This is a genomic window from Nitrosococcus oceani ATCC 19707 (assembly GCF_000012805.1).
GTDB lineage: Bacteria > Pseudomonadota > Gammaproteobacteria > Nitrosococcales > Nitrosococcaceae > Nitrosococcus > Nitrosococcus oceani.
Window position 1 is genome coordinate 2,881,040 of sequence record NC_007484.1, and the last position, 14,239, is coordinate 2,895,278.

At 50.9% G+C, this 14,239-nt stretch carries 20 protein-coding genes; 12 read left to right on the forward strand and 8 right to left on the reverse strand.

The features are described from left to right. Window positions 1-170: 170 nt before the first annotated feature. Entirely contained in the window at window positions 171-530 is a 360-nt protein-coding gene (locus NOC_RS13460; RefSeq protein ID WP_011330992.1) for an exosortase system-associated protein, TIGR04073 family, read from the reverse strand. Between the two features lie 548 nt (window positions 531-1,078). Between NOC_RS13460 and NOC_RS13465 the strand changes: the two genes are divergently transcribed. From NOC_RS13465 to NOC_RS13480, 4 genes are all read left to right on the forward strand, one after another. Continuing rightward, window positions 1,079-2,947: a lytic transglycosylase domain-containing protein gene (locus NOC_RS13465; protein ID WP_004164024.1), complete on the forward strand. Its 1,869-nt coding sequence runs from the start codon at window positions 1,079-1,081 to the stop codon at window positions 2,945-2,947. Between the two features lie 135 nt (window positions 2,948-3,082). Further along, on the forward strand, window positions 3,083-3,466 hold the full coding sequence (locus NOC_RS13470) for a hypothetical protein (protein ID WP_004164020.1): 384 nt from the start codon (window positions 3,083-3,085) through the stop codon (window positions 3,464-3,466). 162 nt (window positions 3,467-3,628) lie between these two features. Next, window positions 3,629-4,549 carry an OmpA family protein gene (locus NOC_RS13475; protein ID WP_244859977.1) on the forward strand — a complete coding sequence of 307 codons (921 nt, stop codon included), beginning with the start codon at window positions 3,629-3,631 and terminating at the stop codon, window positions 4,547-4,549. Window positions 4,550-4,688: 139 nt separating this feature from the next. Then, window positions 4,689-6,032 (forward strand): MATE family efflux transporter, encoded by a 1,344-nt coding sequence (locus tag NOC_RS13480; RefSeq protein ID WP_004269172.1) that lies wholly within the window; start codon window positions 4,689-4,691, stop codon window positions 6,030-6,032. A 9-nt stretch (window positions 6,033-6,041) separates the two neighbouring features. Here the strand turns inward: NOC_RS13480 and NOC_RS13485 are convergent, their stop codons facing one another. Beyond that, entirely contained in the window at window positions 6,042-6,470 is a 429-nt protein-coding gene (locus NOC_RS13485; protein ID WP_004164010.1) for a YqaA family protein, read from the reverse strand. A 179-nt stretch (window positions 6,471-6,649) separates the two neighbouring features. On the opposite strand from NOC_RS13485, the gene NOC_RS18675 reads away from it, so the two are divergent. The 7 genes from NOC_RS18675 (at window position 6,650) to NOC_RS13510 (ending at window position 9,111) form a co-directional block, all read left to right on the forward strand. Next, window positions 6,650-6,883 (forward strand): type II toxin-antitoxin system Phd/YefM family antitoxin, encoded by a 234-nt coding sequence (locus tag NOC_RS18675; RefSeq protein ID WP_425311388.1) that lies wholly within the window; start codon window positions 6,650-6,652, stop codon window positions 6,881-6,883. A 34-nt stretch (window positions 6,884-6,917) separates the two neighbouring features. Then, window positions 6,918-7,268, forward strand: coding sequence for a nucleotidyltransferase family protein (locus NOC_RS13490; RefSeq protein WP_004269146.1), 351 nt, complete (start codon window positions 6,918-6,920; stop codon window positions 7,266-7,268). Then, window positions 7,256-7,672: a nucleotidyltransferase substrate binding protein gene (locus tag NOC_RS13495; RefSeq protein ID WP_004269203.1), complete on the forward strand. Its 417-nt coding sequence runs from the start codon at window positions 7,256-7,258 to the stop codon at window positions 7,670-7,672. Before NOC_RS13490 ends, NOC_RS13495 begins: the two co-directional genes overlap by 13 nt. Before the next feature lie 40 nt (window positions 7,673-7,712). Continuing rightward, a complete protein-coding gene (locus NOC_RS18680; RefSeq protein ID WP_147094468.1) occupies window positions 7,713-7,904 on the forward strand; it encodes a type II toxin-antitoxin system HicA family toxin in 192 nt (63 codons plus the stop codon). A 3-nt stretch (window positions 7,905-7,907) separates the two neighbouring features. Continuing rightward, complete coding sequence (locus NOC_RS13500) at window positions 7,908-8,306, forward strand: type II toxin-antitoxin system HicB family antitoxin (RefSeq protein WP_004269179.1); 399 nt, start codon at window positions 7,908-7,910, stop codon at window positions 8,304-8,306. Window positions 8,307-8,635: 329 nt separating this feature from the next. Then, window positions 8,636-8,905, forward strand: a complete 270-nt coding sequence (locus tag NOC_RS13505; RefSeq protein WP_004269188.1) for an AbrB/MazE/SpoVT family DNA-binding domain-containing protein — start codon at window positions 8,636-8,638, stop codon at window positions 8,903-8,905. Then, window positions 8,902-9,111: a hypothetical protein gene (locus NOC_RS13510; RefSeq protein ID WP_011330994.1), complete on the forward strand. Its 210-nt coding sequence runs from the start codon at window positions 8,902-8,904 to the stop codon at window positions 9,109-9,111. Before NOC_RS13505 ends, NOC_RS13510 begins: the two co-directional genes overlap by 4 nt. A gap of 188 nt (window positions 9,112-9,299) precedes the next feature. On the opposite strand, the gene NOC_RS13515 is transcribed toward NOC_RS13510, so the two are convergent. After that, entirely contained in the window at window positions 9,300-9,743 is a 444-nt protein-coding gene (locus NOC_RS13515) for a pilin (RefSeq protein WP_004269175.1), read from the reverse strand. 415 nt (window positions 9,744-10,158) lie between these two features. Here NOC_RS13515 and NOC_RS13525 point away from each other — a divergent pair, with 415 nt between their 5' ends. Next, the gene (locus tag NOC_RS13525; RefSeq protein WP_004269108.1) at window positions 10,159-10,398 is read left to right on the forward strand and encodes a ribbon-helix-helix domain-containing protein; all 240 of its coding nucleotides are present in this window, start codon (window positions 10,159-10,161) and stop codon (window positions 10,396-10,398) included. A gap of 434 nt (window positions 10,399-10,832) precedes the next feature. On the opposite strand, the gene NOC_RS13530 is transcribed toward NOC_RS13525, so the two are convergent. The 5 genes from NOC_RS13530 to NOC_RS13550 form a co-directional block, all read right to left on the reverse strand. Beyond that, the gene (locus tag NOC_RS13530) at window positions 10,833-11,330 is read right to left on the reverse strand and encodes a helix-turn-helix domain-containing protein (protein ID WP_011330995.1); all 498 of its coding nucleotides are present in this window, start codon (window positions 11,328-11,330) and stop codon (window positions 10,833-10,835) included. Then, window positions 11,327-12,604 carry an RNA-guided endonuclease InsQ/TnpB family protein gene (locus tag NOC_RS13535; protein ID WP_004269107.1) on the reverse strand — a complete coding sequence of 426 codons (1,278 nt, stop codon included), beginning with the start codon at window positions 12,602-12,604 and terminating at the stop codon, window positions 11,327-11,329. The genes NOC_RS13530 and NOC_RS13535 overlap by 4 nt, the downstream gene beginning before the upstream one ends. A gap of 234 nt (window positions 12,605-12,838) precedes the next feature. Further along, window positions 12,839-13,249 (reverse strand): type II toxin-antitoxin system VapC family toxin, encoded by a 411-nt coding sequence (locus tag NOC_RS13540; protein ID WP_004164036.1) that lies wholly within the window; start codon window positions 13,247-13,249, stop codon window positions 12,839-12,841. After that, window positions 13,246-13,515, reverse strand: coding sequence for an AbrB/MazE/SpoVT family DNA-binding domain-containing protein (locus tag NOC_RS13545; protein ID WP_011330997.1), 270 nt, complete (start codon window positions 13,513-13,515; stop codon window positions 13,246-13,248). The genes NOC_RS13540 and NOC_RS13545 overlap by 4 nt, the downstream gene beginning before the upstream one ends. Window positions 13,516-13,624: 109 nt before the next feature. Beyond that, on the reverse strand, window positions 13,625-14,191 hold the full coding sequence (locus NOC_RS13550) for a Uma2 family endonuclease (protein WP_011330998.1): 567 nt from the start codon (window positions 14,189-14,191) through the stop codon (window positions 13,625-13,627). Window positions 14,192-14,239 lie beyond the last annotated feature (48 nt).

A 14,239-nucleotide genomic window follows, 5' to 3' on the forward strand; every position in this document is an offset into this window, starting at 1 on the left:
GGCTTAGTTGCGCCAAAAAAAAATATAGGGTCATCTATTCCGATCCACCTTGGACATTTAAAACCTATTCAAAAAAAGGCATTTACAGGAAGAAGAACTGTAAAGACCTAGGCCAGCTACCTGATCCTCTCACCGGAAATAGCCGCCCTCCTAGTTGAACCCAATAAATACTAATGGCCTGTTCCGTAAGTGGTATCCCGATAAAAATCCTCAAAGACATAGGTAGGGTGAATAATTTTAGCTGTCGGCACGAAAAAAGTCGCCAATTCCCCTACTCCCACGAGCGTACGGCCAAGGGTTTGACCAATCCCTTTAAGCAACCCCCAGCTTACCCCAATGCCTACATTACTATCCTTGCTAGTATTTATTATATTTTTAGGAATTTCTACCCAACCAGTCGCTACATTGGCTAATCCACGTCCCAATTTTTCACCCACTTCCGAGCCATAGCCTTCTCCTGCCAGGGCTGATGAAGTAAAACCCAATAATAATAACGCCAATAAAGCCATGGTCCCTATTGATCTAGTCATTTTATTACCCACTATCCTTACCCTTTTCCTTGTAAAACCTTGGAATTAAACATGGATGTTTAATGACCCCCCAGCGAGAGTGCGAAACAAAGTGGCACATCGAGCGCGAGGGCCACATAAAAATAGGTCCCCGGTGTTTGACCCCACCGGGGAAGGGTTGGCTTTCGCCGCAGCCCGAAGGCTGTAAAGGTTCCCTCGCTCAGTTATCTCGCGGTTTCTCCCACCCTTGCGGGTCAATCCATCGAGGGAGCACTGCCCGTTATCCCGGCCCGTGCTGTTTAACCCCCTGGCGCAGTGTTCGGAGCTGGGAATGCACCCCGAAGTGCCTATCTTTACCGGCTGAGGTAACACAAGCCCGTCAGCCAGAATTCGCGAGTAACCTCTCCTACCGGAGTAGGGAGCTGGTTGAGTCAATAACTGATCATTTAAATACATGGAAGTATGCAAATTTTAGTTAAACCGGGGACTCAACAACCATAGTTGACACTATTAAAACTTGCTAGAGGCGTTGATAATATACGCAAAAAAATAGAGCTAAAAGCAGTCAAATGAAAAAATGGTTTCTCTACAACAGTATCGCATTAGTACTATTCGGGCTATCCATGGGGAGCTATGGACGCGAAATCCAAGTGCCTATACAACTCAATAATGAGCTGCTTCGCCATATTCTCATTAGGGAAGTTTATGTCGGTCCCCATCATACGGCCCAGGTCTGGAATGATGATAGCGGCTGCAATTCTTTAGTGCTTTCCAATCCCCGGGTCGGTAATGCCGGCCAGCAGCTTCGCATTCTCAGTGACGGAATAGCCAAGCTCGGAACGCCCATTGGCAATCGCTGTATTCCACTCCTAGACTGGACAGGAACGATTGAAGTATTCCAAAAGCCCATGCTTGGACCCGAACTGACTACCCTCTACTTCCAAACTGTACAATCCAATATTTATAACGCCGAAGGGCATAAGGAAGCTGCCACGGGTCAGCTCTGGGATAGGATCAAAGAATATGTACACCCCAGGCTCTCGCAGGTCCGGATTGACCTCCAGCCCCAGTTAGCGGAACTGCGAAATCTACTGCCCTTGGTATTATCTCCCCGGGACCGCTCACGGATTCAGACCGCCATTGATTCCCTAACCCTGACCGAAGCACAAACGACCCCGGACGGGATTAAGGTCGCCTTGCGTTTTACACTCCCGGATCTCAACACTCCCCCTCCTTCTCCGGAACCGCCCCTCTCACCTGAGGAAATGCAGCGCTGGGAAGCAGCGTGGCAGCAAGGAGATGCGTTTCTAACCTTTATTATCAAGCAGGCAGCAGCTGAAAATGAGTTAGCAGAATTACGCCCGCTTTTGTTGGAAATTCTTTTAGACGCCCGTCACGATATAGACAAGGCCCTCACTGCTTCAACGCCTGGAACGGCCGATCCCATCCGCACGCTGTTTCTAAAAACCTGGGAACGCCTGGCACCGGTATTGCGCCATTTAAGCCTGAGCATGCCCCATGAAACGGCCCTGCACTACCTGAGCTTTATTGCCGCCAGTGATGTCCTAAAAACCATTGACCAGCTTGGCCCGGCGTCTGGCCTCGATATCTCCACCGATGGGTTACGCCGGCTAGCCCGGATCATTGCTCCCCAAGCGGGGCACCATCCCTTGTTTTACAACTTTAAGGTCGATCCTGAGTTGCGGCGCTTATTGGGATTTAGCGTGGCTCCATCCCCTTCTCGGAAAAACTCGCAACTCAACCTGAACGAGGGGTTATGGCGAAATGCCTGGGCTGCTGATAGCGTTGATCGACCCCTGATTTCACGGCTCAACCAGTGGGTTCCCACGACAAAGGATATGGGAACCTACTTACCAATGGTCCACCAGCTCCTGGATCAAACCGTCAGCCATTTACTCCAAACTCATCCCTTGGAAAGCCAATACCACTCACTGTACCGCTGGCTCCTGCTGGCTACCGCTTGGCAAGAAAGCTGTTGGCGTCAATTCACCAAGAAGGGAGACAAGATCCGACCGTTCCACTCTGGTGGAGGCTCGGTAGGTCTCATGCAGATCAATCAAAACGTCTGGCGAGGTTTTTACGATGTGCATGACTTGAACTGGGACATTGCCTACAATGCGCAAGCGGGGGGAGAAATCTTGTTGCGCTATCTGGTAGATTACGCCATCAAAAAAGGCGAGCATAAAAAAACAGGTGATCTCGATAATCTAGCTCGCGCCACCTATGCCGCTTATAATGGAGGACCAGGACACTTGAGGCGTTACCGTAAGGCAGGTACGCCAGAGTCCTTGCGTAAGATAGATGCTTCTTTTTGGGACAAATACCGAACCATCAAACAGGGTAACGAACTGGCTGTCGCCCAATGCTTTGGTATAGAAGCCTCGTCTTTATCGCTTCCGCCAGGAAACAGAAGATAAGGAGACTAAGCCTTTCCTCAAAATAAAAACAGGCCAATACTCAGCAAGCCTATGAAAAAGAAGATAAAAGGCACATTCTCCCTCTAATAAATATAAAAAGCGCCCGCACCTGCGTCAATTGGAAACGGAGAAATCGTGGATATTCTTATCGGAGTTCTTATTGGTGGCCTGATTGCAAGCATTGCGCCGCTCACCACCATTATCGCTGATCATCTACGATGGCGGCGTGAAACCAAGCTAATGCACTTAAAAACTGAGCGGGATAAACTCGAGCAGCGCTTCAGGGAAACCCTGGAGCAGCTATCGAAATCAATGGCACGGAATAGCTATCCCGCTGAAATGACATCGGACATCATGATTATGCTGCCAAAGGAAATTTCCGATCCCTACCTGGCTTTTCTAGAAGAAAAGGATAAATCAACACCCCAATGCCGCCAAGCTTACCTCCTCATAGCCACCGCCATGAAAGAGTATTTAGGCAGGTTCGATCGGCAAATAGAAGCCCTAATAGCGGACTGATATTTATATACTTTTCCAATATGTTTTTTACCCCCCATTAAGCAAAAAGTGGTTTTTATTAAAATAAATAGTATATCTCCACTATTTAAACTAGACTATGATTTAGAAAACGGGTTAAAACTTATGACTTTTAGAGATAAAGTCCAAGTTAGGGAGGAAGATATGAAGAATAAAAAAACCATGGCAATCATGGCAATATTTACGCCATTATTGCTAGCTGTTTATACATCCGCGCTAGCGGAGGACGATCATCCCCTGTATGCGCCCTATAAGGGCTGGCCGCCATGCGCTGTTATGACGGGGGAAGGAGATATGGCACCTGATGGCAGATCAGTCACGGGAGTCATTTGCCGTTCGACTCTCTTTATTCCAGATAGCGATAAAGACGGAGTCCCGGACGATAAGGATCAATGCCCTAATACACCTCCAGGCGTTGAAGTGGACGAAGTCGGCTGCCCCCTGGACAGTGACAACGATGGCGTGCCGGACTACCTTGATCAATGCCCCGATACGCCTATGGGAGTAGAGGTAGGAGAAGATGGCTGCCCCCTGGATAGCGACGGCGATGGCGTGCCGGATTATCTCGATCAATGTCCCGATACACCCATGGGAGTAGAGGTAAACAGCCAAGGCTGCCCCCTAAGCGTGGACAGTGATGGCGACGGAGTGCCCGATGATATCGATGAGTGCCCCGATACAGCGTATGGGGTTGACGTGGACGAGGTGGGTTGTCCCAAGCCTGTCGTGCTTGAAGACGGTGTTCATTTTGGATTTGATTCCGCCAAGCTGTCTCCCAATGCCCATACCATCCTAGATAAGGTCGTGGAAAATATGCGCACTTATCCTGATTTAGAAATCACCATTGCTGGTCATACAGATAGCACCGGTAACGCGGATTACAACCAACGCCTTTCCCAGCTTCGCGCCGAGGCGGCCATGAACTATCTGGCCTCCAAGGGTATTGATCCATCGAGGATGGAAGCAATAGGCTATGGAGAAGAACGCCCGATTGCCTCCAATTCCACCAAGGAAGGCCGGGCCAAAAATCGCCGGGTTGAACTTCAAACCCACGACGAGGATTAAATCATCCAACCATCCGATGAGGGCCGCCAGGCCCTCATCCTTTTCCGAGGCACCCTATTGGTGCTTAAATAAAAACCGGATAAGGTTATTTCTCTTTACCAATAGCCACTCTCCCTAACGACGATCAGCAACCCTGGCGATGGCAAAGCACAAGCGCCAAGCGCCGCAGCCGCCGCTTCCTCCCCTTGGCCTGAAGCCGCTCCTGGCGCTTGCTATTCCCAGCGCTGTTTTCACTTTGCTCACCAACGGTTTTCGGATCGTTGATCAATATTTTATTCAAGATGTGTCCGTCGAAGCGCAAGCCGCCATTGGCTCGTCCGTCTTCGTGGTTATTTTTATCTATGCCACTTTTGAATTGCTGGCAGCAGGGGCGGGGCCCCTTATCGCCCGGGCAACTGGCGCCCACGATCCGATAGCCCGCCGGGCGCTGCTTGGCGAAGCTCTCTTCGGCGCTCTCCTCCTGACCATGCTGCTAATGGTCATTGGCACCCTGGGAGCACCGCTGTTTACCCGCGCCTTGGGTCTTGAAGGCCAAGCGGCCAGTGAGTCCAATCGTTATTTGTGCACCCTTTTTTTAACCGTGCTGCCCTTGGTGCTGACGCCCTTAATCGATCAGGCGTTTATCAATATGGGTTCGGCCCGGCCGCCGTTAATTCTCCATGCCCTCTCCCTGAGCCTGAATATTATTTTGACCCCCCTCCTCATCCATAGCGCGGGGCTTGGCATTGTAGGAGCTGCCTTGGCCTCTAATCTCGCCCGTGGTATTAGCGTTGGCTTGGGACTCCTGCTGCTCAAAAGGATAACAGGATTAACCCTAAAAGACCTCAAGCCCCGCGGGCAACTGCGCCGGATTTTACGGATCGGCGCCCCCATGGCTTTAGGAACGGCCTTTTTCGCCATGGTCTATTGGGCACTGCTGAAAACCTCCGTTTCACCCCTGGGGGCCCATGCCAACGCCGCCCTGGGAATTGGATTTTCCGCCCTTGAAGGATGCACCTGGCCACTCTTCCACGGACTCTCTCTTGGCGCCGCTTCTCTTGCTGGCCGCTACCTGGGAGCCCAGCGGCCCGATTTGGCCCGCCAAACCTTTTACATGGCCCTACCCTTCGCGACCCTTCTGGGCCTCGCGGCATCCCTAACATTTTTCTTTGCTGGCGAAGCGCTCACTGGCCTTTTTACCGATGACCGGGCTGTCCATCAGGCGGCAACGGAATATGCGGTAATTCTCGCCGCCTCTCAGCTTTTTCTCGCCTGGGAAGCCTTAAGTACCGGCATTTTGGCCGGCGCCGGTGATACCCGGACGGTATTTTGGTACAGCACCCCTTTCAACCTCCTCCGGATTCCCCTCGCCTGGTTACTCGCTTTCCCCCTGGGTTTTGGCGCCCCTGGGATTTGGTGGGCGATTAATCTCACCACCTATGCCAAAGCGATTTGCAAGGGGTGGGCGGTATGGCGAGGACGCTGGGCCACTATCGAGCCTTGAACTCATTATTTAACCCACCACATTCCATAATGCCGCGTAACGGGCACCTTTACCCACGGCCATAAAGAACAGCCCTAAAAACACATTCAAACGCAACCAGCCAGCAACAAAGCACAAGGGATCGCCAATAACCGGCATCCAAGCCCCAAGTAAACCAACAGCACCATATCGACGGAGCCATCGATAAGCCCGCTGATGGGAAGGCCGTGCCAGCGTCCGCAAGGGATAGCGCCGCGCCACTAGCCAGCCCATCCCCAGGCTCACCATGCCTCCCAGCGTATTGCCGAGGGTCGCAACCCCAATCAGCACCGAAGGAGAATAGACATCCTGGGACGCCAATAAGGCAAACACCACTTCCGATCCTCCTGGCAGCAAGGTTGCCGCCAGAAAACTACTGCCAAAGAGAGTCCAAAGATCTGAATTAGCTGGAAAATTCAATATTAGATCCTCGCCGCCTCAACTTTTACAATTAGAGGGGCCACCAAATCGCTCCTGATGCAGCGAATCAACGCAAAGGAAGCACTAAAAACTCAGGCAATACTTCATGAAACCAATTTAGCTGACTAACCTAGCTAATCACAAACACTGCCGAGTTTCTCGCCATCATTCAAGTCAATATACACGAAGCGAAGGCCCATCTCCCAAAGCTGCTCCAAAAGGTTTTGGAAGGGGAAGAAATTATCATTGCCAAAGATAATCGACCTATCCCTAAGCTCGTCTTGCTCGAAGAACAAAAATCCAAACACCGCCTGGAAAGTACGCCATTAGTATCCATCCTAATTTCGATGCGCCCATGGAGGATTTCGAGGAATACAGGTAGTGCAAATTCTGCTAGATACCCATGCCTTTAAAATTAAAGTGCATGGAATATAAACTTTACCCCTGATGAATACAAAACCTTTAAACTCTACCCACAATGGCAATAAAGATCCCCTGAAAAAAGCCCCCCAATGGGACATCGCGGAAGCCCAGCGAATCGTGCGAGAAAAACTAGAGGCGATAAAAGCAGATATCTACTTATTTGGTTCTAGGGCAGATGGAACCATGGGCCGTTATTCGGATATCGACATTGGCATAGATCCCCATGAGCCATTACCCACGGGGCTGCTTGCGGAAATTCGGGAGGCACTTGAGGAAAGCCAAATCATTTATCATGTGGACTTGGTCGATCTGTCACAGGTATCCAAAACATTCCGCCGGCGTGTCCTTGAAAAAGGTGTTCAGTGGAAAGATTAAGGCAAAGAATCGGTACCGCTCGCAAAGCGCTTTCACAGTTTGAAAAACTGGCTAATTTATCTCAGCCTAACAATATTGAGCGCGATGCCGGTATACAAAGCTTTGAATTCAGCTTCGAAGCCGTCTGGAAGACCGCTCAGCGACATCTCCAGATTATAGAGGGAATAGACGCGGCGTCCCCAAAAACCGTCATTAGGGCTTCCTCGCAAACAAATCTTTTCGATGAGGACGAATCACGTCTCGCGCTGCAAATGGCGGACGACCGTAATCTCACCTCTCCTACTTATAACGAAGCGCTTGCCAAGAAGATCTTCTCCCGCTTAGGCGCCTATCATAAGTTCATGGGCAACTGGCTAAACCGCATGGAAGAAAAACTCGGAAAAAGTAGCGTTTCCCGCGCATGATCGCTAAATAAAGGCATGACTATCTTAAAATAACGCCCTGCTGCTACCACTATTATGCTATGCGCGCGATAGATCAAAATCCAAACATCATTCCAGGCTATGGAATCCCTCGGGGTTATGTGGAATTACGCAGTTGAAATCCAATCATGTGGTCATACCACATCCGCGCAAGGATATCCCTATTGGTACGCTACACAATATCTACCGGCAAGCTGGATGGAAGTGGAGGTAAGACATGTTGTATCCGGTCTATATTCATCCAGGTGATAATAAGCATGCTCACGGAGTAACCTTTCCTGATTTCCCCGGATGTTTCTCCGCGGCTGATTCCTGGGAGGAACTGCCCACCAAAATTCAGGAGGCAGTAGAGCTGTATTTCGAGGGAGAGACAATGGAGATCCCACCTCCCACACCGCTGGAGGAATTAGCTCAGCGCCCAGAATTCGAGGACGGTGCGTGGATGATGGTGGATATTAATTGCTCCCGCATACGTCCCAAGGCGACGCGCATCAATATCTCTCTGCCCGAAGCCTTGGTGCGCCGCATCGATGAATACGCAAAGGCACACCAGATGAGTCGTTCCGGGTTTCTGGCAAAGGTCGCCGAAGAGGCAATGCGTAAGAAGCACAACTAAACCGGCGGTATTCTGCACTTCTTTCAGCTTTCACAGAAAAATGGTCAAACTCCTGTATCCTAACTTCCCGGATTTCGATGCAAATAGCCTCGTGGAACATTTCAAAAAGCGCCGTAGGCCGGATTAAGCATAGCGTATCCGGCAAAATCCGGATACTCACTTCAGTTCGACATAGCCCTGTGAACAAATCTATCCTATGCCCGGCCCAACACAATGGAAATAACCCTTCGCTTATGTCGAACTGACATTTGGGCCAAGACCATCAATTGCCGGGTAACCTTGTGGGTATTACACTATTTTAATCAAAAAATACGTTGTGAAAATTTGCCATGGCAACGACTCTTACCAGTAAAGGCCAAGTTACGGTGCCGAAGAAGATTCGCGATTATCTCGGCTTGCGCCCAGGATCAGCGGTTGATTTTTCCCTTGGACCCCACGGCGAAGTGATCCTGCGTCCGGCGGAAGATACCCCACCAGAACGCCGCAAGGATCGTTTCGGCAAGCTGAGAGGTACGCTCGATACCGGCAGGACTACCGATGAATGGATGCATTTACTGCGTGGCTACGATGCTGACGCAAGTGATCCTGGCCTGAAATGATCCTGGTCGATACCTGCGTGCTGCTGGATGTGGTGCAAGGCGATCCACACTGGGCGGACGGGTCGCTGACACGGCTAGAATGGGCTGCGGAACACGGCAAACGGGTGATTAACCCGATCGTGTATGCCGAATTCTCGGTGTGGTATGACGTTAGGAAAGAGTTAGCACAAACCCTTGCCGGAATTTTAAATAGCGTGTGCCCGTAGGAGGGAAGGGAATCCATCCACTCTCCATTTAGGCGAAGAAACCCTGGAAAGGCTTACTTGACAAGCAGAAAAACGAGGAACGGGAGTCATGATTTGGACGGGAAAATAGAGAAATTCGTGCATGTTTTATAAAAAAAGCGGGACCTGAAAGGGTCCCGCCTCTTAACCTCTGTTAATAAAGAGATAATTTAAGAAGTTGTGGTAGCGGTACGACATGAGGCCGGTACGTGCTTCAACTCCCCAGCAGACGTTGTACAAACCCAGGTAATTGGATCTTCTGAGTTTGTTTGCGTTGGTTTTAGAACAAATACAGGCTGGGTAGAAGCACCCGTCGCTTTCGTAGTAACAGTAATGACACCATCATCTGCAATTATAATACTATCTACATAATCAGTCTTATTAGAAAGCTCATAACCGGAGTTGGCTGCAGTAACGTTCGTTAACCCCCCCAGTGATGCTGCAGTTTCAGCAACCGCCGTTTTAGCTTCAGAAGCAAGTGTTACCGCTTCAGATACCTTTGCCCGAATGGTGTAGTCCTGATAGGCGGGGATGGCCACAGAAGCCAAAATACCAATGATCGCCACCACGATCATCAATTCAATCAAGGTAAAACCCTGTTGTACTTTTCTCATTACGCATTACTCCAAAATGAATGTAATAGAATCCAAACTTTGTACGGTTGACAGTTCCATGTTTTCTCTGCCTGCACCCTTAAATAAGGCAATCCATATGCCATGCTTCTGTTTCGGCCAAAGACGCCGCAGCTTTATGGGAAGGGGTTCACACAATCAGGAGATAACGACCCAGTGAAAGATGGGGGGCGGCTATTCGGGCGTGGGAAATCAACGGGAAGAGGCGCTTTATGTGCCCAGGGAAGGCCAAAAGTGACGTTCTGGGTCACTCTAGCCGGCCGTCATTCAAAAATGGCAGCACATAGGACAGAAAAGCGGGCGTTTTTTACTTGCGATCCCCAGATTCCCTTAATTGTGGTGCAATAATGGTGTAAAAATGAACCACTAATACTATTTAGGAGAAGGAGAATATGCCATGGCCAGACAAAGTATTTCTTTTACCCCACCCAATGATGCCTGGCTCAAAGCCCAGGTAGACAGTCAGGAATTTACTAGCAAGAGCGAAGTGGTGAATGATCTTATCCGCAAGGCCCGCAAGATTGAATTAATTCGCGCCAAACTGATTGCCGCTGAGCAGAGTGGGTTTTCCAACCAATCACCGGAGGAAAGGCTGGCGGGCTTCCACCAGAAAGCCCGGCAAGATGGGAAGTTATAGGCTTTACTGAAAACGCCGAAGCGGATCTCTATCGCATTTGGTTATAGGGCCTTGAACATTGGGGCCTGGAGCAGGCAGACGCCTATTACGATGCGTTCATGCAGCATTTTGCGGCACTGGCAGAGAATCCCTTTTTAATACCCCGCCGTGGATGAACTCCGCGCAGGATACCGGCGCAGCGTGTGCGGCTCAGACAGTGTATATTACCGCATTGTGGGCGAAACGGTTGAAATCATGGCGATTATAGGCCGTCAGGATTTAGAGGCGTGGTTGTAAGGCTGGGTATTGACCAGCCTTGGCGCCGGGGCCTTGCTGATGGGCGTGCTTACTTTTGTGGGACAGCTCGTAGGGCAGGAAAGCGTAGCGCATCCCGCTCTGCCTTAATAACCTGCCGTGGGTTTTTTTATTGAGTCGTCTCGTGCCAAGATCTCTCTCTACACAACATCCTGATCGCGGGTATCTACAAGATCATCGATATCCACTCCAAGCACCTTGGCGATCTGCTTGAGCGCTTTGACGGTCCCCTCCCTTTCTCCTTTTTCTATCATCGCTAGGTAGGATTGGCTTAATTCTGCCTGTTCCGCCAGATTGTGCTGAGTCAGGCCACGATAGATTCGCCATACTTTGATGGGGTTCTCGCCTTCCACCAGCCTCTTAACGACCTCGTGCGGCATCGCTTCCCCGCCAACAACCATTGCCTGATCAAAGGCGGCGACATCCTCCAGCATTTCTGCCTTTTCCTTTAGCGCCAAATATTCCTCGTAGGGCAAAACAGCCCATTCCGGCTTATCTCCACGCTTAATTAACGGCTTGATATCCAAATCCGATTGCATGGGATCTTGGAGTTTGCGGCTAAGTCTCGCTTGGCTGTTCCCGACAGCCGCGCTCGCCTTGCTGCAATTCGCGTTTCGCAGGCGTCCTTTGGCGGTCATAGGACCACCTCCAGTGGGTATACGCCTCCACGCGCATCACTTCCGGTCCTCCCAACCGTAGCTAACCTTAAAATATTTTTAGCCGCGTTAATATCGCGGTCATGGACTGACTTACAGTCCGAGCAGGTCCACTGCCGCACTTTGAGCGGCATGGCTTTTTGCACTGCGCCACACGCCGAGCACGTTTTACTGGTCGGCGCCCACCTATCCACTTGCCTAAACGCCCGGCCATACCACGGGGCTTTGTATTCCAGTTGCCGCTTGAGTTCGTGCATGCCTACATCGCCCAAGGCTTTAGCGATGCGCCGGTTGGCCATCATGCCCCTGACGTTGAGCGTTTCCATGGCAATGAACCCCGCCTGGCGAATCAGTGCCGTGGTGAGTTTGTGCAACCAGTCCTGACGGGTGTTGCTCACCCTGGCGTGGGCCTTGGCGACCCTTACTCGCTGACGATGCCAGCGAACGCTTCCCTTGCGCTTGCGGGATAGCCTGCGCTGGGTTTTGGTGAGTAGACGCCGATAAGTGCGTAGGTGCCGTGGGTTGCCTGACTTCCAGCCCTCGGAGGTCACCACCACATCGCTTATACCCACATCAATACCGATACCGTTTGGCTTTCGCGGTAGGGGTTGGAGGGTTTCCTCGCACATGAACGAAACACAATAACAACCCGCGCAGTCCTGGGTGACCGAGACCATTTTGGGTATACCCTGGGGCTTACGAGACCATTTTAAACTGAGTGCCCCAAGCTTGGGGAGTTTAAGCAACTTGCCCGCTCGATACCTTCCCGCTACCTGGCGTTGGTCAAGTTGATAGCGGATGCTTTGAGCGTGGGCTCTTTTTTTGAAACGGGGATACTTCGCTCGCCCTGCAAAGAAGTTTTTAAACGCGGTGTCCTGGTCTCTAAGCTTTTGATTGAGTGTGGTCGCGCTGGCCTCTTTTAACCAACCATAGGCCGCCGTCTTTTTTAGCTTGGTGAGGTGCCCGCTAAAGTCAACGCCGCTAACATGCTTGTCGTGCAGCCGGTATTGACGGCCACGCCAGGTCAGACAGGTGTTCCAGACCCACCGGGCATGGCCAAACTCCATCGCGAGTTGCTGGCGCTGGACGCTCGTGGGGTAAAAGCGGAATGTATAGGACCGCTGAAGGGTGGTAGAATCGCATTGGGTCATGGCCTCAATACTCGTCCTATTGGGTCGGTGGCAAGTGGCTAGGGGGTACTGATAATACTGCCTAGCCGCGCTTATTCTACCGCCAATTTTGCCCGCCGCAGACATCACTTTATGCGGCCCTCGCGATCGATGCGCCACTTCGTTTCGCACGCTCGCTGGGGGGGGTCGTCGTACATCCCTGTATTCCTTCATGCCACTCCCTTCTTCAACTTGGATTAAGCAGCGTGGCAGGGTGCTCTCTTGATCAAGCAGAGTTATCTTTTTTTGAAAAACAACAAATTTAATATGCGGGGTAGAAAAGCAGCAAGATGGAGGCGGCGTTCCTCTCCTACCTACTCTCTATTCCTTAGCTGGACCTGCTTCCGCCACGGGTATGACAGGATAGCCGTGGGCGCGCGCACTCCGGGAAAATTTCCCGTCAAAAGTATAAAATACGCTAGCAGCCCCGGCGCTTGCAAGATGCATGGCATCCGCAAAATCTAGCCCTTTCTCGTAGAGATTCAATGCAAGGGAAACCTCGCCCGACGCTTCAACTCGCACATTCGGTAAACCCAGAATATGGCGCATAGCTCTTAATACCACTTCAGACGGTAGATCATAAACGGCTTCTAAAACCCACCCTAACTCTAGCAGCACTGTTTTAGTCACCAAAATCTCATTGGAGCCTAGCAGCGCCATTGCCTGCTGCGCCTGAATCTCATCGTCATTGGTCACATAACGTACCCATACGTTGGTATCTACAGCGATCATCTTTTTTTATTTTTGGACCAACATTGGCGTAGGCTTTCGGCAATGCCTTTATCCATTTCCTCCAGGGATTTCGGGCTGCCTTGGTAACCCGTACAACCTAGTCCTTTTTCCAGACGGGTGACAGGAAAGGGTTTTAGAGGCCGGAGAATAAGATTCCCGTCTCTCTCTTCAACAATAAATTCCATTCCAGCATCCCAATGATGCGCTGCCCGGATAGTCTTAGGAATAATAATTTGTCCTTTACTGGAAAGGCGAGTGATTTCCACAATATTTCCCTAGGTAAGATTTAGTAAGACGAAATACTACCATTCTTCTTCCAGGGAAACAATAAACACGTAGGACTTACCTAAAGGGAGGGCCAAACGCTGCTCATTGCTAAAAAACCTCTGTAAGCGCAAGGCGCAATCCCGGCAACAAGGGCGATCGCAAAACCTCCCTCTCGCCATAGCACGCCACCCTTTCAAATCCCCGCGGCCCTAGAGTAAGCAGTTCAATAACGCGAGACTCAGGGTCCACTAGCCAATATTCCTTAACCCCATAGCGGGCATAGAGGGTGCTTTTGTAAGTCCGGTCACGGCGAGCGGTTGCTGGGGAAAGAATTTCGACAATCAAATCAGGCGCTCCTCGGATTTCGGTTTCCGCAATCATCGAAGCGCGCGCCTTGGCAATAAAAAAGATATCGGGCTGAACGATTTCCCTGCCACTGCCCTGGCCCAACACCACATCCAGGGGAGCACTATAAATCTGGCCTAGATCGCGCTCTTGTACATATTCCCACAGCAGAAACCCCAGATTGCGGGAGAGGCGCTGATGATACTCGCTGGGTGAGGGCACCATCACCAGTTCCCCGTCCAGAAGTTCGTAGCGCCGTATTTCCGACTCGGGTAGACTTTTGTAATCTTCATAACGGAACTTGATCCGGGAATCGGCTCCCAGGCCCATGGCGTTTATCCTCCCTGGCGCTCGTTTGGCAGTACGTGTTTGAATTAT

Bases quoted from the DNA above. Each gene is read 5' to 3' on its own strand.
- NOC_RS13515 (WP_004269175.1), bottom strand. From the start codon at position 9,743: ATGAGAAAAGTACAACAGGGTTTTACCTTGATTGAATTGATGATCGTG.
- NOC_RS13490 (WP_004269146.1), top strand. From the start codon at position 6,918: ATGAATACAAAACCTTTAAACTCTACCCACAATGGCAATAAAGATCCC.
- NOC_RS13475 (WP_244859977.1), top strand. From the start codon at position 3,629: ATGAAGAATAAAAAAACCATGGCAATCATGGCAATATTTACGCCATTA.
- NOC_RS13530 (WP_011330995.1), bottom strand. From the start codon at position 11,330: ATGACCGCCAAAGGACGCCTGCGAAACGCGAATTGCAGCAAGGCGAGC.
- NOC_RS13465 (WP_004164024.1), top strand. From the start codon at position 1,079: ATGAAAAAATGGTTTCTCTACAACAGTATCGCATTAGTACTATTCGGG.
- NOC_RS13480 (WP_004269172.1), top strand. From the start codon at position 4,689: ATGGCAAAGCACAAGCGCCAAGCGCCGCAGCCGCCGCTTCCTCCCCTT.
- NOC_RS13505 (WP_004269188.1), top strand. From the start codon at position 8,636: ATGGCAACGACTCTTACCAGTAAAGGCCAAGTTACGGTGCCGAAGAAG.
- NOC_RS13460 (WP_011330992.1), bottom strand. From the start codon at position 530: ATGACTAGATCAATAGGGACCATGGCTTTATTGGCGTTATTATTATTG.
- NOC_RS13540 (WP_004164036.1), bottom strand. From the start codon at position 13,249: ATGATCGCTGTAGATACCAACGTATGGGTACGTTATGTGACCAATGAC.
- NOC_RS13510 (WP_011330994.1), top strand. From the start codon at position 8,902: ATGATCCTGGTCGATACCTGCGTGCTGCTGGATGTGGTGCAAGGCGAT.
- NOC_RS13550 (WP_011330998.1), bottom strand. From the start codon at position 14,191: ATGGGCCTGGGAGCCGATTCCCGGATCAAGTTCCGTTATGAAGATTAC.
- NOC_RS13525 (WP_004269108.1), top strand. From the start codon at position 10,159: ATGGCCAGACAAAGTATTTCTTTTACCCCACCCAATGATGCCTGGCTC.
- NOC_RS13500 (WP_004269179.1), top strand. From the start codon at position 7,908: ATGTTGTATCCGGTCTATATTCATCCAGGTGATAATAAGCATGCTCAC.
- NOC_RS13535 (WP_004269107.1), bottom strand. From the start codon at position 12,604: ATGTCTGCGGCGGGCAAAATTGGCGGTAGAATAAGCGCGGCTAGGCAG.